Source organism: Burkholderia sp. 9120 (genome assembly GCF_000745015.1).
GTDB lineage: Bacteria > Pseudomonadota > Gammaproteobacteria > Burkholderiales > Burkholderiaceae > Paraburkholderia.
Genome location: NZ_JQNA01000002.1, coordinates 1,447,486 through 1,465,574, shown reverse-complemented (window position 1 = coordinate 1,465,574; position 18,089 = coordinate 1,447,486). Strand labels below are relative to the sequence as shown.

The 18,089-nt window shown below is 64.5% G+C and carries 13 protein-coding genes and 1 tRNA gene; 10 read left to right on the top strand and 4 right to left on the bottom strand.

Translation table 11 applies throughout. The features are described 5' to 3' along the window. Positions 1-145 precede the first annotated feature (145 nt). On the top strand, positions 146-1,351 hold the full coding sequence (locus FA94_RS14815) for a Fic family protein (protein ID WP_081935941.1): 1,206 nt from the start codon (positions 146-148) through the stop codon (positions 1,349-1,351). On the opposite strand, the gene FA94_RS14810 is transcribed toward FA94_RS14815, so the two are convergent. Continuing rightward, positions 1,296-2,216, bottom strand: coding sequence for a LysR family transcriptional regulator (locus FA94_RS14810; protein WP_035552398.1), 921 nt, complete (start codon positions 2,214-2,216; stop codon positions 1,296-1,298). The two genes, FA94_RS14815 and FA94_RS14810, sit on opposite strands and share 56 nt — an antisense overlap. A 182-nt stretch (positions 2,217-2,398) precedes the next feature. Here FA94_RS14810 and speB point away from each other — a divergent pair, with 182 nt between their 5' ends. After that, complete coding sequence (gene speB / locus FA94_RS14805) at positions 2,399-3,388, top strand: agmatinase (protein ID WP_035552395.1); 990 nt, start codon at positions 2,399-2,401, stop codon at positions 3,386-3,388. A gap of 105 nt (positions 3,389-3,493) precedes the next feature. Here speB and cytX read toward each other — a convergent pair whose 3' ends face one another. Then, a complete protein-coding gene (cytX, locus tag FA94_RS14800) occupies positions 3,494-4,810 on the bottom strand; it encodes a putative hydroxymethylpyrimidine transporter CytX (protein ID WP_035552393.1) in 1,317 nt (438 codons plus the stop codon). 342 nt (positions 4,811-5,152) lie between these two features. Between cytX and FA94_RS14795 the strand changes: the two genes are divergently transcribed. The 5 genes from FA94_RS14795 to FA94_RS14775 all read left to right on the top strand — a co-directional run bounded on the left by FA94_RS14795 (position 5,153) and on the right by FA94_RS14775 (position 13,395). Beyond that, entirely contained in the window at positions 5,153-6,490 is a 1,338-nt protein-coding gene (locus FA94_RS14795; protein WP_035552392.1) for a TolC family protein, read from the top strand. 10 nt (positions 6,491-6,500) lie between these two features. After that, on the top strand, positions 6,501-7,991 hold the full coding sequence (locus tag FA94_RS14790; protein ID WP_035552390.1) for an efflux RND transporter periplasmic adaptor subunit: 1,491 nt from the start codon (positions 6,501-6,503) through the stop codon (positions 7,989-7,991). A gap of 77 nt (positions 7,992-8,068) precedes the next feature. Continuing rightward, on the top strand, positions 8,069-11,308 hold the full coding sequence (locus FA94_RS14785; RefSeq protein ID WP_035552387.1) for an efflux RND transporter permease subunit: 3,240 nt from the start codon (positions 8,069-8,071) through the stop codon (positions 11,306-11,308). 6 nt (positions 11,309-11,314) lie between these two features. Next, positions 11,315-11,995, top strand: coding sequence for a heavy metal response regulator transcription factor IrlR (irlR, locus tag FA94_RS14780; protein WP_035552384.1), 681 nt, complete (start codon positions 11,315-11,317; stop codon positions 11,993-11,995). Then, on the top strand, positions 11,992-13,395 hold the full coding sequence (locus FA94_RS14775; protein ID WP_035552381.1) for a heavy metal sensor histidine kinase: 1,404 nt from the start codon (positions 11,992-11,994) through the stop codon (positions 13,393-13,395). Before irlR ends, FA94_RS14775 begins: the two co-directional genes overlap by 4 nt. A 52-nt stretch (positions 13,396-13,447) precedes the next feature. Here FA94_RS14775 and FA94_RS14770 read toward each other — a convergent pair whose 3' ends face one another. After that, the gene (locus FA94_RS14770) at positions 13,448-13,876 is read right to left on the bottom strand and encodes a DUF4148 domain-containing protein (protein ID WP_353611441.1); all 429 of its coding nucleotides are present in this window, start codon (positions 13,874-13,876) and stop codon (positions 13,448-13,450) included. A gap of 558 nt (positions 13,877-14,434) precedes the next feature. Between FA94_RS14770 and FA94_RS14760 the strand changes: the two genes are divergently transcribed. The 3 genes from FA94_RS14760 (at position 14,435) to FA94_RS14750 (ending at position 17,378) form a co-directional block, all read left to right on the top strand. Then, positions 14,435-15,748: a replication-associated recombination protein A gene (locus FA94_RS14760; protein ID WP_035552376.1), complete on the top strand. Its 1,314-nt coding sequence runs from the start codon at positions 14,435-14,437 to the stop codon at positions 15,746-15,748. Between the two features lie 111 nt (positions 15,749-15,859). Next, on the top strand, positions 15,860-17,155 hold the full coding sequence (serS, locus tag FA94_RS14755; protein WP_035552374.1) for a serine--tRNA ligase: 1,296 nt from the start codon (positions 15,860-15,862) through the stop codon (positions 17,153-17,155). Positions 17,156-17,288: 133 nt separating this feature from the next. Continuing rightward, positions 17,289-17,378: transfer RNA gene (locus FA94_RS14750), tRNA-Ser, on the top strand. Between the two features lie 99 nt (positions 17,379-17,477). Here FA94_RS14750 and FA94_RS14745 read toward each other — a convergent pair. Next, positions 17,478-18,071: a thiamine phosphate synthase gene (locus tag FA94_RS14745; protein WP_035552372.1), complete on the bottom strand. Its 594-nt coding sequence runs from the start codon at positions 18,069-18,071 to the stop codon at positions 17,478-17,480. Positions 18,072-18,089 lie beyond the last annotated feature (18 nt).

The following is an 18,089-nucleotide window of genomic DNA, read 5'->3' as shown; positions in this document are numbered from 1 at the left end:
CCCGGGAGCGGTTCACGTTGAGCGTCTAATCGACTTACAATTTGAGTCGATTAGACGCTCAATCGCCTCAGGGTCGACTATACTTAGATTCGACTCACGTTATGAGTCGATTAAAGCCCGTAATCGCCTCAAGGCTCATTCCGCCATGTCACCGACACAGTCCCTTATCTGGCAAGCCCCCACGTGGCCCGGCATGCACTATGACGTCATTCAGGTCGGCGCCGAACTGGCTCGCGCGCACCGGGCGCAAGGCGTTGTCGAGGGCAAGCTGGCGGGTCTGGGCTTCGAACAGCGCCTCGAACTCGCCGCCGAAGCCTGGAGTCAGGACGCCGTCGCGACAGCCGCTATCGAAGGTGAACGCATCAACCTTACCGCGGTGCGTTCGTCCGTGGCGCGGCGGCTCGGCGTCGGCAATCAGGACGGCGCCAACGCGCCTCGAAGCGTGGAAGGCCTGCTCGACATCATGGACGACGCGGTGCTGCAAAGGGCGGCGCCACTCTCGCATGAGCGTCTGTGTGCCTGGCAGGCGGCGCTTTTCCCGACCGGCTACTCGGGCATGACGAAAATTCTCGTCGGGGCCTACCGCGAGCATGCCGAGCCGATGCAAGTGGTCAGTGGAGGCTTCGGACGCGAAAGGGTGCACTACGAGGCGCCGTCGTCGGCCCACGTCCCGGCCGAAATGCAGCAATTCCTGGACTGGTTCAACGCCACGACCGAGCACGACAGTCTGGTCAAAGCGGCACTCGCTCACCTGTGGTTCGAGACGATTCACCCTTTCGAGGACGGGAACGGCCGCGTCGGTCGAGTCCTCATCGATCTCGTGCTGGCGCGCGAAAACGGTGAGATCAGCCGCTTGATCCGGACTTCGCAGCGCCTGCTCGACAAGCGGCGCGACTACTACGAGCAGCTCGAACGCGCCCAGCATGGCGATCTGGACGTGACCGCATGGGTTCTGTGGTTCGTGGAGCAGGTGCGGGTGTCCTGCGAAGAAGCGTCCGGCGTCATGGACGCCGCGCTCGCCACAGCCCTTTTCTGGATGAACCATCAGGACAAGGTACTGACCACTCGACAGCGCAAAGTCGTCAAGCTGCTGCTCGATGCCGGTCCCCATGGTTTCGACGGCGGCATGAACACGCGGAAATACGAGAGCGTCGGCGGCACGTCGCGGGCCACGGCGTCGCGCGAACTCATCGAACTCGAGGACATGGGCATACTGGGCAGGGTCGGTGCGGGTCGCTCGACCCGCTATTACCTGACTATCCCGGGGTGGGGGCCGGCGGACGCAACCAGCTCGACTACGCCTCCACCTCCAGAATCTGCGCTGGATGCGCAGCCTTCATATCGTCGATAAACGCCTCGACGATATCCGTGCGATGCTGTCGCCCCCGCGTCACCATATGAAACGCGACGCGATAGCGCATCAACTCCGGATTCAACGCCGCGAGCAGCCCCTGCCTGACGAACGGCGCCGCGAAATGCCCCGGCAAATAGCCGAGGTGATGCCCCGACAGCACCAGCATCGCGACCGCTTCCATATTGTCCGCAACGGCGGTCACGTTCTGCGGCGTGGTCGAACTCTCGGCCTCGGGCAACGGATAACTCCGCCACGCCCATTCATGCTGTGCGGCTTCGGCGGGCGGCACCGCGCCCGCCTGCGTGAACAGCGGATGCCCCTTCGCGCAATACGCGAGCTGGTCTTCGGCGAACACCTCGGTGTATTCGAGCGACGGCACGCGATGCCAGAAATAGCCGATGCCCACCTGAATCCGCCCATTGAGCAGCAACTCTTCCAGCTCGCCCGGCGAGCGCACCAGAATCGAAAACCGCACTGACTGATCGCGCGCCCGGAAGCGACCGATCGCGTCGCTGATACGGGCGCTGGCCGACACCGGCGTATGGCCGATCATGCCGATATCCAGCGTGCCGACCAGCTTGCGGCCGACGTTGCGCGCCTGCATGCCGAAGGTATCGACCGCGGATAACAGCGCACGCGCCGCGTCGATGAACTGCTCGCCGCGCGCGGTCAGGCTGAAGCCGCCGCGGCCGCGTTCGCACAGCCGGTAGCCCAGACGCGTTTCCAGCGTGGCGAGCTGTGTGCTGATGGTCGACTGGCCGACATTGAGGGTCGCCTGGGCGGGCGACACGCCGCCGGCGTCGACGATGGCGAGGAACACGCGGATCAGCCGCAGGTCGAGATCGGTGAGTTGAGAGAACATGCGTCAGGATACATCGCTGAAAATCGATGTGAAGTTTATTCTGTTCGTATTTTAACTTCAGGGAAACTGCTTAAGAATCCAGATTCGCCCGGCAAGGTGCGCTTCTTATGCTTTCTCCTCGGCCGGTTCGCACGTTTTTCGCTTGCAGTCCGTTTGCAGCGCCTTTTCATTGCCGAGCCACGATGAAACCTTCTTCCTTCATTTCTCCCGACGCCGGCGAACGGCCGCAGCCGCTCTCCGGTAACGCCATGCCCCGCTGCGGCGGCATCGCGACGATGATGCGCCTGCCGAACGTCGGCTCGGCCGAAGGGTTCGACGCCTGCTTCGTCGGCGTGCCGTTCGATCTCGGCACCTCGAACCGTACCGGCGCGCGTTTTGGGCCGCGCCAGATTCGCAGCGAATCGGTGCTGCTGCGCCCGTACAACATGGCGACGCGCGCCGCGCCGTTCGATTCGCTGCGGGTGGCCGATCTGGGCGACGTCGCGATCAACCCGTACAACCTGCACGACTCGATCGCGCGCATCGAAGCCGCGTACGACGAAATTCTCCAGCACGATTGCAAGCCGATCACGCTGGGCGGCGACCACACCATCGCGCTGCCGATCCTGCGCGCGATTCATCGCAAGCACGGCAAGGTCGGCTTGATTCACGTCGACGCGCACGCCGACGTCAACGACACGATGATGGGCGAGAAGATCGCGCACGGCACGCCGTTCCGCCGCGCGGTCGAAGAAGGCTTGCTGGATTGCGAGCGCGTCGTGCAGATCGGTTTGCGCGGCACGGGTTACGCGGCGGAAGACTTCGACTGGTGCCGCGATCAGGGCTTCGAGGTCGTGCAGGCCGAGGCGTGCTGGAACCAGTCGCTGGCGCCGCTGATGGCGCGCGTGCGCGAACGTATGGGCGACGGCCCGGTGTACATCACGTTCGACATCGACGGGATCGATCCGGCTTTCGCGCCGGGTACGGGCACGCCGGAAATCGCCGGGCTGACGGTGCCGCAGGCGCTCGAGATCATTCGCGGCTCGCATGGGCTGAATATCGTCGGCTGCGATCTGGTGGAAGTCGCGCCGCCGTACGATCCGTTCGGCACGACCGCGCTGCTGGGTGCGAACTTGGCGTTCGAGTTGCTATGCGTGCTGCCGGGCGTCGAGTATCGGGCTTCCACGCGATAGGACGCGACGAGCCACACGTCGTACCGCGTACCGGGAAAGTAAAAAAGGCCTGCATTTGCAGGCCTTTTCGCATTTTCAGACGACGCTACCGCGTGACATCAAACCTCACGCATACGCCGTCTTGCGCACCGACACCAGCGCGTAGTAACACACCGCGCCGATCGCCAGCGCGGGCAATGTCGCGCCGAGATTCGGCAGCCACTGATTGATCACCTGATACGACACGATGCCGATCGCCCACGCGGCGAACGCGCTCAGATGCCAGCCGCCGGAGAAACCGTAACGGCCTTGCAGATCGGCGAGCACGGCAGCTTCGATCCGGCGTTTGCGGACGATGAAGTGATCCACCAGCACCACGCCGAACAGCGGCGCGAACACCGAGCCGATCAGCAGCAGGAAGTTCTGATACTTCGCCATCGGCACCAGCAGCGCGACCAGCGTGCAGAGCGCGCCGAACGCGGCCGACAGCATCGGCACACTGCCGCGCGTCCAGAACGTGCCGGTCGAGACTGCGGCCGAGTGAATGTCGGCGAACGCGTTGTCGACTTCGTCGATCAGGATCAGCAGCAGCGCGAGGCCGCCGCCGGCCTGGGCCAGCGCGCCGGTCAGCAAGGCATCGCCGCCGCCGGCCGCGAGGCCGTAGATCGCGCCTAGCGCGTAGAACCACAGGTTCGCAATGCCATAGCCGAGCAGCGTGCCGCGGAACGTCTCGCCGGGTTTGCGGCCGAAGCGCGTGTAATCGGCGATCAGCGGCAGCCACGACAACGGCATGGCCACCACCAGATCGATCGCGCCGCCGAACGACATCTCGCCCGTGCCCGGACGGCGCATCAGCGCGGCCAGATCGTGTTTGGCCAGCAGGTTATACGTGAGCCACGCCGCGCCCGCGAGCAGCAGCCAGATGCCCCACGTGCGCAGGAATTTACGCACGAACGACAGCGGGCCGCTGATCGCCAGCAGCGTCGCCAGCAAGCCGAAGACCACGGTCCAGATCAGCGGCATGGAGAAGCCGAACGACTGTTTGGCGAGCGCGTCGGCGGAATCGCGCATCACGATCACTTCGAACGAGCCCCAGCCGACCAGTTGTACCGCGTTCAGCACGGCGGGCACCGACGCGCCGCGCACGCCGAGCGTCGGCCGCAGCGACGACATCGCCGCGAGGCCGGTGTCCGTGCCGATCACGCCGGCGAGCGCCAGCAGCACCACGCCGATCACGCTGCCGATCACGATGGCCAGCAATGCATGCGGCAGCGATAAGCCGGGCACCAGCAGCGCGCCTGCTTGCGCGACCAGCAGGCCGATGCCGAGCGAGAACCAGAGCGCGAATGCGTCGCCGGTGCGGAATGCGCGACGCGCGTCGGGCACCGGCATGAGCGGTGCGTAGGTGGAACCGGCGTCGCCGGCGAGTGGATCTTGTGCCATCTGGTCTTGTCCCTGTTGGTGATGCTTGATCTATTGCTGACGCTGAAATAACTGCTATACGGCTGTTTTAAGTTGGTGTGAGCGCTGCGTGAAAAGGTCGCCGCGGCGGCGGGCAGCCGCCGGCGAACCCGAGATTATCCCTAAATCAGCTTACGGCCCGGATCGGCATTAAATCGGCCTGGGATCGACCACGAATCGACCACGTCCCCGGCCAGGTTTCAGGCGTCACTCGACCCGCACCGGAGCCGCCGCGAAACATGACGGATTTGTCATTTTCGCCTCATGTTTGCACCGCGGCGGGACCTTAGCATCGGCCGACTTATTCGACGAATTCTCTACGCCATGCTTACCCGCAACCTCGTTGCCTGTCTTGCACTTGCCGCCGTGGCGTCCGCTTATGCATCGCCGGGGACAGCCACTCCTGAGCGTGCGCAAGATTCATCGGCAGGCGCTGCTGCCGAAACAACAGCAAGCGCTGCCCTCACGACACCCACGTCGCCGTTATCCCTCGACGAAGCGCTCGGCCTCGCGGCCCAGAACAATCCGCTGCTACGCGGCGCACGCGCCACTGCCGACGCGTCCCAGGGCGCCTTCATGCAAGCGGGCGCGCGCCCCAACCCCGACATCTCGTTTCTGCAGGAAGGCTTCAGCGGGCCCGATCGGACCAGCACCGCACTGGTAAGCCAACTGGTTGAACTGGGCGGCAAGCGTCAGGCGCGTCTCGACGTCGCGTCGTATGGCCGTGAGGTGGCGCTCGCGTCGCTCGACGGCCGGGGCGCGGCGCTGCGCTCCGACGTAATCGCCGCGTTTTACGGCCTGCTCGCCGCGCAACGCCAGTTGAAGGTCGCGGAAGAATCGGCGCGTATCGCGGCCCGCTCCGCCGAACTCGCCGCGAAGCGGGTGCGTGCGGGCAAGGTTTCGCCGGTCGAGGCGACCCAGGCCCGCGTCGCCGCGACCGCCGTACAGATCGAACTCGGCAACGCCAGATCGCGCGTCGAGATGGCCATGGAAACGCTCGCGAACGTCACCGGCAGTCCGCTCGTGCGCGAGCGTCCGGCTTCCGGTGAGATGGAAAGCCTGCCCGCCGTCGAGCCTTTGGCTCAGCTCATGCCGCGCCTCGCCGAGGCCCCGCTCGCACGAGCCGCGCGCGCCGAAATGCAGCGCGCCGACGCCGCCATCTCGGTGCAGCGTGCCAAACGGATTCCCGATATCACCTTCAGCGCCGGCATGAAACGGATCACGGCCGGCGGCGCGCGTGGCAACCAGGCGGTGGTCGGCGTCTCGATTCCGCTGCCGTTATTCGACACCAACAAAGGCGCGCTACTCGAATCCGTCTATAACGCCGGGAAGGCGCACGCCGATTTCGACAGTGAGACGGCGCGCCTGCAACTGGCCCTGGCCCAGGCCTATACCAACTACGAACGCGCAACGCAGGAAGCCCGCCGTCTAGGCGCCGACGTCTTGCCCGCCGCACGTGAGGCACTCAATGCGATGTCGCGCGGCTACGAACTCGGCAAGTTCGGCCTCCTCGACGTGCTGGACGCGCAGCGCACGTTTTTCCAGCGGCAGTCGCAATACGTGCAGGCGCTGACTGACGCGCATCTGGCCTACGCGGATATCGGCCGGCTGGTCGGCACGCCGTTGCGCACCGATGCCGCCCGTACCCCCTCTCAACCTTGAAGGATTCATCATGTCGCGCAGAAAGCTCATCGTCGTCAGTGCGACCCTTGTCGGCGGCGCGAGTATCGCGCTTGCCGCGTTGGCGTTGACACGTGAATCGCCGGCGAACGTCGCGGCGGAAAATCGCGCCGAAGCCTCGCAGGCGAACCCGATCGAGGCCCAGGCCCAGGCCCTCGGCCAGCACGGCGGCACCGTGCTTGAAGACGGCGCGTTGGCCGTCGAAATCGTGCTGTCCGAAAAGCCGGGTAATGCGCGTCTCGTCGTCTATCCGTTCGTCGACGGCAAGGCCGTTGGCAAGGGCGTCACGTTATCCGCCTCGGTGACGCGTTACGACGGTTCGAAGGAAACCCTGCAATTCGTGTCGGTGGGGCAAAAATTCGTCTCCACCGAGGCGATCGCGAAGCCGCACGTCTTCGATGCAAGCATCAATCTCAAATGGCAGGCGCAAGCCGCGTCGTTTGTTTTTTCCAGCGTCGACGGCGCGCTCGCGCTGAGCCCGGAGCAGATCAAGGCCGCACGTATCGATGTCGCGCAAGTTGGCCCGGCGCAAGTCGTCACGTCGTTCGAGCTTCCCGGCGAGATCAAATTCAACGAAGACCGTACCGCCCATGTCGTGCCGCGCGTGGCCGGCGTGGTGGAACGCGTCGGCGTGTCGGTCGGCGAAAAGGTCGCGCAAGGGCAGGTGCTGGCGGTGATCGCGAGCGTCGATCTGGCCGAGCGCAGAAGCGAACTCCTGACCGCGCAACGCCGCCTCGGCGCCGCGCGTACCGCTTACGAACGCGAAAAGACACTCTGGCAGGAACGCATTTCGGCCGAGCAGGATTATCTGCAGGCCCAGGTGCAGTTGCGCGAAGCCGAGATCGCCACGCAGAACGCGCGGGCGAAACTGTCCGCGCTGAATGCGCCGGTCTCCGCCGGCGCGTTGAACCGCTACGAATTGCGCGCGCCGTTCGGCGGCACGATCGTCGAGAAACACGCGACGCCCGGCGAGGCCGTCGCGGCCGACGCCAATCTGTTCGTGATCTCCGATCTGTCGTCGGTATGGGCCGAGATGGCGGTGCCGGCGCAGCGTCTGAACGACGTGCGCGTCGGCCGCGAAGCGCGCGTCAGCGCCGCGGCGTTCGAGTCGACCTCGAGCGGGCCGATTGCGTATGTCGGCGCGTTGCTGGGCGAGCAGACGCGCACGGCGCCGGCCCGCGTGGTCCTGCCGAATCCCGACGGCGCGTGGCGCCCGGGCATGTTCGTCAACGTCTCGGTCGACGCCGGCCGGCAAGCCGTACCGCTTGCGGTGGCGAGCGACGCGCTGCAGGACATCGACGGCGCGCCGGCGGTGTTCGTTCAGTCGGGCAAGGGCTTCGTCGCGCAAGGCGTCGAGACGGGACGGCGCGATGAACGCGTCGTCGAGATCGTCAAAGGGCTCAAGACGGGCCAGCAGTACGTGGCCGCCAACAGCTTCGTGCTGAAGGCCGAACTCGGCAAGGGCAGCGCCGAGCACGAGTAACAGCCGCCGCGCATTTTTCCGACGCCGCGCGACACACGGCGCGCGCGTCCATCACCCGGTTTCACAGGACGATCTCCATGTTTGAGAGACTGATTCGTTTCGCCCTGGCGCACCGCTGGCTGGTCATGCTGGCTGTCGCCGCTGCCGCAGCGCTGGGCGTCTACAGCTACCAGAAGCTGCCGATCGACGCCGTACCCGACATCACCAACGTGCAGGTGCAAATCAACACGGCCGCGCCGGGTTATTCGCCACTCGAAGCCGAGCAGCGCATTACGTTCGCGGTCGAAACGGCGATGGCGGGCCTGCCCAATCTCGAGCAGACGCGTTCCATTTCACGCTACGGCCTCTCGCAGGTCACGGTGATTTTCAAGGACGGCACCGACATCTACTTCGCGCGCCAACTGGTGAACGAGCGCATTCAGGAAGCGAAGGACAAGCTGCCGCCCGGCGCCACGCCTGCGATGGGGCCGACCTCGACGGGTCTCGGCGAGATTTATCTCTGGACCGTCGAGGCGGACCCCGCCGCGCGCAAAACGGATGGCACGCGCTACACGCCGGTGGATTTGCGCGAGCTGCAGGACTGGGTCATCAAGCCGCAACTGCGCAACGTGCCGGGCGTCACCGAAGTGAACTCCATGGGCGGTTTCGTGAAGGAGTTTCGCGTTGCGCCGAACCCGGCCAAGCTGATGTCGTACGGCCTGACGCTGGCCGACGTGGTGCGCGCGCTCGAGCGCAACAACGACAACGTCGGCGCGGGCTACATCGAACGGCGTGGTGAACAGTACCTCGTGCGGGTGCCGGGTCAGGCCGGTTCGGTCGAGGACCTGGCCAACGTCGTGCTGACCAACGTCGGCGGGGTGCCGGTGCGGATCAAGGATGTCGGTCAGGTCGACATTGGCCGCGAGTTGCGTACCGGCGCCGCGACCGCGAACGGCGAAGAGGTCGTACTCGGCACGGTGTTCATGCTGATCGGCGAAAACAGCCGGACGGTGGCGAAAGCCGTGGCCGCGAAAATGGACGACGTCAATCGCACGCTGCCGGCAGGGGTGCGCGCGGTGCCGGTGTACGACCGCACGGTGCTTGTCGAAAGAGCCGTGCAAACGGTGAAGAAGAACCTCCTCGAAGGCGCGGTGCTCGTGATCGTCGTGCTGTTCCTGTTCCTCGGCAATCTGCGCGCCGCGCTGATCACCGCGCTGGTGATTCCGCTGTCCATGCTGATCACGTTCACCGGCATGGTCAACGCGAAGGTCAGCGCGAACCTGATGAGTCTCGGCGCGCTCGATTTCGGCATCATCGTCGACGGCGCGGTGGTGATCGTCGAAAACTGCGTGCGGCGGCTGGCGCATGCGCAGACGCTGGCGGGCCGGCCGCTCACTCGCGACGAACGTTTTGCCGAAGTGTTCCGGGCGTCACAGGAAGCGCGGCGCGCATTGATCTTCGGCCAGCTCATCATCATGGTGGTCTATCTGCCGATCTTCGCGCTGACGGGTGTCGAAGGGAAAATGTTCCACCCGATGGCGGTGACGGTCGTGATGGCGCTGGCCGCTGCGATGGTGTTGACGGTGACGTTCATTCCGGCCGCGGTCGCGCTGTTTATCGGCGAGCGCGTCGAAGAGAAGGACAATCGCCTGATGAGCTGGGCGAAACGGCTCTACGCCCCGGTGCTTGCGGCCTTCATGACGCGGCCCAGGCGCGTGCTGAGCGGCGCGGTGGCAATCGTCGCGTTGAGTGTTTTACTGGCGACGCGGTTGGGCAGCGAATTCATCCCGAGCCTGAACGAGGGCGATCTTGCGGTCGCGGCGCTGCGCATTCCGGGCACGAGTCTATCGCAGTCGGTCGAGATGCAGAAGGCGATCGAAACCACGCTCAAGCAGCGCTTTCCGGAAATAGAGCGGGTGTTCGCCCGCACCGGCACGGCGGAGATCGCCGCCGACCCGATGCCGCCGAATCTGTCCGACGGCTACATCATGCTGAAGCCGGTGGACACGTGGCCGGATCCCAGCAAGACGCGCGAGCAACTGGTTGGGGAAATCGAGGCGGCGCTCGCCGCGTTGCCCGGCAACGCGTATGAGTTTTCGCAGCCGATCCAGTTGCGTTTCAACGAGTTGATCTCGGGCGTGCGTAGCGACGTAGCCGTTAAAATCTTCGGCGACGACATGACGGTGCTCAACGGCACCGGCGAGAAGATCGCGGCCGCGCTGCAGAAAGTGCCGGGCGCGGCGGAGGTGAAAGTCGAGCAGACCACCGGCTTGCCCGTGCTCACGCTCAGGCTCGACCGCGACAAGCTGGCGCGCTACGGCGTCACGGTCGGCGATCTGCAGGACACGGTCGCGGCCGCGGTCGGCGGCCAGAAGGCGGGCACGCTATTCCAGGGCGACCGGCGGTTCGACATCGTGGTGCGATTGCCGGACGAATTGCGCTCGGATATCGAAGCGATCAAGCGCTTGCCGATCGCGTTGCCGTTCTCGCCGGCCACGACCGGGAGCAAGACGGCGACCGCGACTTCACCGTCGATTCAGGCGCCCTACGTGCCGCTCGCGGAGCTGGCCACCGTGGAGGTAGCGCCGGGCCCGAACCAGATCAGCCGCGAAAACGGCAAACGGCGCGTGGTGGTGAGCGCGAACGTGCGCGGGCGCGACGTGGGTTCGTTCGTGGCCGAAGCGCGCGAGCGGATTCGTGACGAGGTTCAGGTGCCGCCGGGTTACTGGTTGTCGTGGGGTGGCCAGTTCGAGCAACTGCAGAGCGCGAGCGAGCGGTTGAAACTCGTCGTGCCGCTGGCGCTCTTCATGGTATTCGTGCTGCTGTTCGTCATGTTCAATAACGCGAAAGACGGCTTGCTGGTGTTCACGGGCATTCCGTTCGCGTTGAGCGGTGGCGTGCTGTCGCTGTGGATGCGCGGTATTCCACTATCCATTACGGCGGCGGTTGGCTTTATCGCGCTCTCGGGTGTCGCGGTGTTGAACGGTCTCGTGATGATTTCGTTTATCCGCAGCCTGCGCGACGAAGGCGCGGAGTTGGACACGGCCGTGCGCGACGGTGCGCTGACGCGGCTGCGGCCGGTGCTGATGACCGCGCTGGTGGCGTCGCTGGGCTTTCTGCCCATGGCCTTCGCGACCGGCACGGGCGCCGAAGTGCAGCGCCCGCTGGCGACGGTGGTGATTGGTGGCATTCTGTCGTCCACGGCGTTGACGCTGCTGGTGTTGCCCGTGCTCTATCGGGTCGCGCATTCGGGCTCGTGGCGTTCCCTCATCGTGGCCGGATTGTTTCGCGGCGGCGTCGGTCAGATGCTGCGCCGCTTCGGTTTAATTTCAAGGTAGGTTCGCATGCGGATTTTTTTAGTAGAAGACGAGCCGAAGACCGGCGCCTATCTGCGCAAGGGCTTGACCGAGGCGGGCTACGTGGTCGACTGGGTTCAGGACGGCGTGACGGGCTTGCATCAGGCCGAGACGGAAGACTACGACCTGCTGATTCTCGACGTGATGCTGCCCGGTCACGACGGCTGGACACTGCTGGAGAAACTGCGGCGCACGAAGCAGACGCCGGTGCTGTTTCTCACCGCGCGCGACGACGTGTCGGACCGCGTCAAGGGTCTCGAACTCGGCGCCGACGACTACCTCGTGAAGCCGTTCGATTTCGTCGAACTGGTGGCCCGTGTGCGCACGATTCTGCGGCGCGGCAAGCCGCGCGAATCGACCTTGCTCAAGGTCGCGGACCTCGAGCTGGATCTGACGCGCCGCAAGGCCACCCGCCAGGGCGACACGATTCTGCTGACCGCGAAGGAGTTCGCGCTGCTCTGGCTACTGATGCGCAGGGAGGGGGAGATTCTGCCGCGCGCGACGATTGCGTCGCAGGTCTGGGACATGAATTTCAATAGCGACACGAACGTGGTGGATTCGGCGATCAGGCGGCTGCGCTCCAAAGTCGACGACGCCTACGAACCCAAGCTCATTCACACGGTGCGAGCCATGGGCTACGTGCTGGAACACCGGAGCAGCGGCACGTGATACGGCGTATCTTGCCGCGCACGCTACGCGCGAGATTGACGGCGCTCATCATTCTGTCCACGTCGGCGGTGCTCGCGGCGAGCGGCTTCGGGCTGTATGAGGCGCTGCGCAATCGCATCGAGTCGGCGTCGCTCGAGCAGATGGCCGAGACCGTGAGCGCGCTGCAAATGCACCTGACCGCCATACGCAATCCGGATGACATTGCGCGTACCGCCGAGACATGGGTCGATCAATTGCATGGTCACCGGAATATGGATCTCGCCATTTATGACGCGGCAGGCAATCGTCTGCTGAGCACGGCAGGGTTTCAACCTTATGCGCCGGTTCTGTCGATTCCGGCACCGGTTCGGCTGGAGCGCAGCCGTTCGGCGCTCCGATACCTGGTGGCGAACGCGTCGCTCGAGGACCCGGGCGGCGCGTCGGTGCGCGTCGCGGTTCAGTACGATGCCTCCAGCGATCAGGCGTTGCTGCGCGCCAGCGCGCAAACGATCGTGCTGATCGAAGTGCTGGGCGTGGTGGCGGCGGCCGCGCTGGCCTATGGCATCGCGCTGCTCGGCTTGAGCCCGCTGCGCCGGCTGGTGGCGCGCGCGGAAGATATGTCGACCAGCCGCCTCGCGCAACCGCTGCCGGCGCTCGATACGTCCGGCGAGTTGAGAGAGTTGGGCCGTGCTTTCAACGGCATGCTGGCGCGGCTCGACGAGGCGTTCACGCGGTTGAGCCAGTTTTCATCGAACCTCGCGCACGACATGCGCACGCCGCTCACCAATCTGCAGGCCGCGGCCCAGGTCGCGCTGGCGCAGCCCCGCAGCGCGGACGAGTATCGCGACGTGATCGAGTCGAGCGTCGACGAATATCAGCGACTGTCGCGGATGATCGAAGACATGCTGTTTCTGGCCCGCTCCGAGCAGGCCGATGCATCGCTGTCGCTGCGCGAGCTGGATGCCGTGGCGGAGGCCGAACGTGTCGCGGGGTACTACGAGACGGTGGCGGAAGATGCGGGCGTGTCGATCGTCGTGACGGGGCAGGGTGTGGTGCGCGCGGACCTGCTGCTGTATCAGCGAGCGCTCAGCAATCTGCTGTCGAATGCGCTGGCTCATGCGCCTGAAGGGACTGCGATTACCGTCGACTGCAATCAGGCGGACGACGCGACGACGATCAGCGTGTCGGACCTGGGCCCCGGCATCGACACGCATCATATCGAACGGATCTTCGAGCGCTACTACCGGGTGGACCCGTCGCGGCACAACTCTGCGTCGGGCACCGGGCTAGGGCTCGCGATCGTCAGATCGATCATGAATAGTCACGGGGGAGAGTGCGGCGTGCAGAGCCGGCCGCATGTTCTGACGCGGTTCTGGCTGCGGTTCCCGGATCAGGCAGGCGACAGAGTGACCTCTATTTAAGCGCTATTGATCGCTGAGCCGCCGGACGTCAAACGTCCGGCGGCAGTCCGCGCTAGCGCGCTTTGGGGGCGTCATGCTGGTCGAGCGCGGGCGCGGTTTCTCCTTTGTGTCGTGTGCCCGCGTGGGTCTGCTTGTTCTGCGCAATCACCGCCTCGTTCGGCGGGTATTGTGTTTTGCCGAGCGGAATCGAACCATCGTGCTGAGCCTTGATTAACTCCTGGTGTACTTGCGCACGCGACTTGCCAGGCGCCTGGGCCTGCGCTTGCGCGGTTTGAGAGAGCGCGCCGATAGACAGCAGTGCCGCGACGGAAAGCGTGGACAGTTTGATGGCGTTCATCTGGATCTCCTGGGAAGCGATTGCCGGTTGGCGAATCAGGAGCCCAGTATGAGAAGCCGGCAGTGCGTGACCATGACCGCCAGATGAGAAAAATGTCAGCGTTGCCCGGTCGCTGAAGGTGCTTCGCAGCAGGCCTTGGAGCATGAGATTTTCGTCATTTTCGCGTCACGTTGACGGCGACCGTCGCGTTGCAAGATGCCCATCCCGATGTCGCTCTCTACGGTGGATCATGCGCGCACTCCTGTCTCGATCGCTCGTCACGGTTCTTGTCATCGCCAGTCTCGCCGGATGCGCGAGTCCTTCGCGCAAACCGGTGACTTCCGGCAGCACGTCAGCTTCGCCGTCGTCCTCAAACTCGGCAAAAGCGGGGACGCCCCCCATGGATCTCGGGCCCGGCGAGCAGGTGGACTATGCGGGTCATCGTTGCGGCAATCCGAATCTGCACATCAAGACGCACCTGTGTCTTTATCCGCGCCGGTAAAGGCCGTCTGCGTCTTGTCCGATTCGTGTCCGAAGGGCGGCGTTTGCCACGCTGCCCGAATCCGCGTGGCCTTCCGCCGGCCGCCGTTGCTGTCAGTCACTGTCATAATGCAGGACCTTGCCCGCACCTTCGCACGCTGAAGTGCCGGCCTGATTCATCCGGCAACCCGCCGCCTTCATACGGACCGCGTCCGGAAAAGCCGAGATTATCCCCAAAACGTCATGTTTGAAGAACCCCGCGCCAATGTTCCGCTCGCCGAACGCCTGCGGCCCCGCAATATCGACGAAGTGATCGGCCAGAAGCATCTGCTCGGCCCGAACAAGCCGCTGCGGGTCGCGTTCGAATCCGGCGAAGCCCATTCGATGATCCTCTGGGGCCCGCCCGGCGTCGGTAAAACCACGCTCGCGCGGCTCATGGCGGATGCGTTTCACGCCGAGTTCATCGCGTTGTCGGCGGTGCTTTCGGGCGTGAAGGATATCCGCGAAGCCGTCGAGACCGCGCAGATTCATCGCGCGAACGGGCACCAGACGCTGGTGTTCGTCGACGAAGTGCATCGCTTCAACAAGAGCCAGCAGGACGCGTTCTTACCGCACGTCGAGTCGGGGCTGTTCGTGTTCGTCGGCGCGACGACGGAAAATCCGTCGTTCGAAGTGAACAGCGCATTGCTCTCGCGAGCCGCCGTCTACGTGCTGAAGAGTCTCACCGACGACGAGCAGCGCGAGTTGCTCGACCGTGCACAGCAGGAACTCGGCGGCCTCACGTTCACCGACGAAGCGCGCGACGCGTTGATCGGTTCCGCCGACGGCGACGGCCGCAAGCTGCTGAACAACCTGGAAATCGTCGCCCGCGCGGCCGCGCAGCAGAAAACCACCGAGATCGATGGCGCGTTGCTGGGCAGCGCGCTCGCCGAGAATCTGCGCCGCTTCGACAAGGGCGGCGACGCGTTCTACGACCAGATCAGCGCGCTGCATAAATCGGTGCGCGGCAGCAGCCCGGACGGCGCGCTGTACTGGTTCTGCCGCATGCTCGACGGCGGCGCGGACCCGCGTTACCTCGCGCGCCGCATCGTGCGGATGGCGTGGGAGGACATCGGTCTCGCCGACCCGCGCGCGGCCCGCATCGCGCTCGACGCCGCCGAAACCTACGAGCGCCTCGGCACGCCAGAAGGCGAACTGGCGCTGGCTCAGGCGATCATTTATCTGGCGGTCGCGCCGAAGTCGAACGCCGGGTACAACGCGTACAACGAAGCGCGGCGGTTCGTCGGCAAGGATCAGTCGCGCGGCGTGCCGGTGCATCTGCGCAATGCGCCGACCAAGCTGATGAAGGAGCTCGGTTACGGTCACGAATACCGCTACGCGCACGACGAGCCCGATGCGTATGCGGCCGGCGAGACCTATCTGCCGGACAATATGCGCGATCCGCATTGGTACGAGCCGACGCCGCGCGGTCTGGAAGGCAAGATCGGCGACAAGATGGCGCGTCTGGCCGAACTGGATGCGCAGTGGCGCAGCGAGAACAAGCCGAAGAAGGACTGAGGGTATTCGCCCGGTGCCGGCATTCCGCACGCGCTCATCATCTAACGCACCGGCCGCCCGCGCCGGTGCGTTAAAATCCCAGCTTCATATAACGAACACCCGCCCCATCCCATGCTCGACATTCAGCTGCTGCGCAAAGACCTCGACGGCGTCGCCAAGCGCCTCGCCGACCGCGGCTATACCCTCGACGCGGCGGCTTTCACCGCGCTCGAAGCGGAACGCCGCGATACCCAGACCCGTACCGAAGAGATGCAGGCGCGCCGTAACAGCCTGTCGAAGCAGATCGGCGCGATGAAAGGCAAGGGCGAAGACACCTCGGCGCTGATGGCCGACGTGGGCGGTATCGGCGACGAGATGAAGGCGTCGGCGGCCCGCCTCGAAGAGATTCAGAAGGGCCTGTCGGACCTGCTGCTCGGCGTGCCGAACCTCGCGCACGAAAGCGTGCCGCACGGCGCCGACGAAGCCGGCAATGTGGAAGTGCGCCGCTGGGGCACGCCGCGCCAGTTCGATTTCGAGGTAAAGGATCACGTCGACGTCGGCACGCCGCTCGGCCTCGACTTCGAGACCGGCGCGAAGCTGTCGGGCGCGCGTTTCACGATGCTGCGCGGCCAGATTGCGCGGCTGCATCGCGCGCTGGCGCAGTTCATGATCGACACGCATACGGAGCAGCACGGTTATACGGAGGTTTACACGCCGTACATCGTGAATCCGGAAATTCTGTACGGCACCGGCCAGTTGCCGAAATTCGCCGACGACATGTTCCGTGTCGAGAAGGGCGGTGAAGAGAATACGGTCACGCAGTATCTGATTTCCACGTCGGAGATTTCGCTGACCAACACGGTGCGCGATAGCATCCTCGAAGCCGACGCGCTGCCGATCAAGCTGACCGCGCATTCGCCGTGCTTCCGCTCGGAAGCGGGCTCGTACGGCCGCGACACGCGTGGCCTGATCCGCCAGCATCAGTTCGACAAGGTCGAGATGGTGCAGATCGTCGCGCCGGATGCGTCGTATGAGGCGCTGGAACAGATGGTCGGTCATGCGGAAGCGATTCTGCAGAAGCTGGAGTTGCCGTATCGCGTGATCACGCTGTGTACGGGCGACATGGGCTTCTCGGCCGCGAAGACTTACGACCTCGAAGTGTGGGTGCCGGCGCAGAACACGTATCGCGAGATTTCGAGCTGCTCGAATACCGAGTCGTTCCAGGCTCGCCGGATGCAGGCGCGTTTCCGCAATGCACAAGGCAAGCCGGAGCTGGTGCATACGCTGAACGGTTCGGGGCTGGCGGTGGGGCGTACGCTCGTCGCCGTGCTGGAGAACTTTCAGAATGCCGATGGCTCGGTGACGGTGCCGGCGGCGTTGCGTCCGTACCTGGGTGGGACGGAGCGGTTGGAAGTGCCGGCGGCTTGACCAGGTCTCTTTGAAGTTTTTTTGACGAGGGGCTTGGAAATCGGATTGAGCTGTTCTATAATCTTTCTCTCTCAAGCAACGACCCGCTTGAGATCTGACGAAGCAGCCTTACAGCTGACAAGTTGGAAGACCCGGAAAGGTGGCAGAGTGGTCGAATGCGCTGGACTCGAAATCCAGTGTACCTTTAGGGGTACCGTGAGTTCGAATCTCACCCTTTCCGCCAAGTTTCTTCAGAAAACCCCGTAAAGTCTATGACTTGCGGGGTTTTTTGTTTGGGGGCTCAAAATCTCGCTTCGAGGCAAATGGGCCGAAGACTAACCCCCTATTCACCAACGCTAACCCAAAGCGACCGAATCGCCGCAATCCCATGAGCTCCCGACTTACGAGCCTCATCCAGGCTATCAACGCTCATCCCGCCCAACGCATAAACCGGAATCTTGGTCAGTGCCACAAGCTCACGAAAACGCGGCCAACCCAGGGGTGTGGCAGTCGTATGAGTGGCCGTCGGCATAACAGGCGAGATGGTCAGTAAATCCGCACCTATCCGGTTCGCATGCAGCACCTGATGTTCGTCATGGCACGCAGCCGAAACCAGCAGCCCAGACGGCAACGGCCTGCTGCTACAAGCCATCAGCCGAGTACTCGTGAGGTGAACCCCATCGGCGTGCACGGCCAGCGCCACTTCGGCCGACGCATTCACCAGCAAACGCGCATCGTAGCGCCGGCAGCACGCCAGCGCCTGCTCGGCCAACCCGGCATACTGCGGCGCATCCAGCGTCTTGGCGCGCAACTGCACCAGACGAACACCCGCTTCGAGACTGCGTTCCAGGCACGCGATAAAGTCGCCAAAAGGTTTCCCAGCCACGGGTTCAGGCGTGACCAGAAACGTCTGCGGTAACTGCATGAGATGACTCATTAAAGCTCAGCGAAAAGC

What these genes read in the sequence shown, in the direction of transcription:
- FA94_RS14790 (WP_035552390.1), top strand. Translation starts at nt 6,501, where the DNA reads ATGTCGCGCAGAAAGCTCATCGTCGTCAGTGCGACCCTTGTCGGCGGC.
- irlR (WP_035552384.1), top strand. Translation starts at nt 11,315, where the DNA reads ATGCGGATTTTTTTAGTAGAAGACGAGCCGAAGACCGGCGCCTATCTG.
- FA94_RS14785 (WP_035552387.1), top strand. Translation starts at nt 8,069, where the DNA reads ATGTTTGAGAGACTGATTCGTTTCGCCCTGGCGCACCGCTGGCTGGTC.
- serS (WP_035552374.1), top strand. Translation starts at nt 15,860, where the DNA reads ATGCTCGACATTCAGCTGCTGCGCAAAGACCTCGACGGCGTCGCCAAG.
- FA94_RS14815 (WP_081935941.1), top strand. Translation starts at nt 146, where the DNA reads ATGTCACCGACACAGTCCCTTATCTGGCAAGCCCCCACGTGGCCCGGC.
- FA94_RS14770 (WP_353611441.1), bottom strand. Translation starts at nt 13,876, where the DNA reads ATGCTCCAAGGCCTGCTGCGAAGCACCTTCAGCGACCGGGCAACGCTG.
- FA94_RS14745 (WP_035552372.1), bottom strand. Translation starts at nt 18,071, where the DNA reads ATGAGTCATCTCATGCAGTTACCGCAGACGTTTCTGGTCACGCCTGAA.
- cytX (WP_035552393.1), bottom strand. Translation starts at nt 4,810, where the DNA reads ATGGCACAAGATCCACTCGCCGGCGACGCCGGTTCCACCTACGCACCG.
- FA94_RS14760 (WP_035552376.1), top strand. Translation starts at nt 14,435, where the DNA reads ATGTTTGAAGAACCCCGCGCCAATGTTCCGCTCGCCGAACGCCTGCGG.
- FA94_RS14795 (WP_035552392.1), top strand. Translation starts at nt 5,153, where the DNA reads ATGCTTACCCGCAACCTCGTTGCCTGTCTTGCACTTGCCGCCGTGGCG.
- speB (WP_035552395.1), top strand. Translation starts at nt 2,399, where the DNA reads ATGAAACCTTCTTCCTTCATTTCTCCCGACGCCGGCGAACGGCCGCAG.
- FA94_RS14810 (WP_035552398.1), bottom strand. Translation starts at nt 2,216, where the DNA reads ATGTTCTCTCAACTCACCGATCTCGACCTGCGGCTGATCCGCGTGTTC.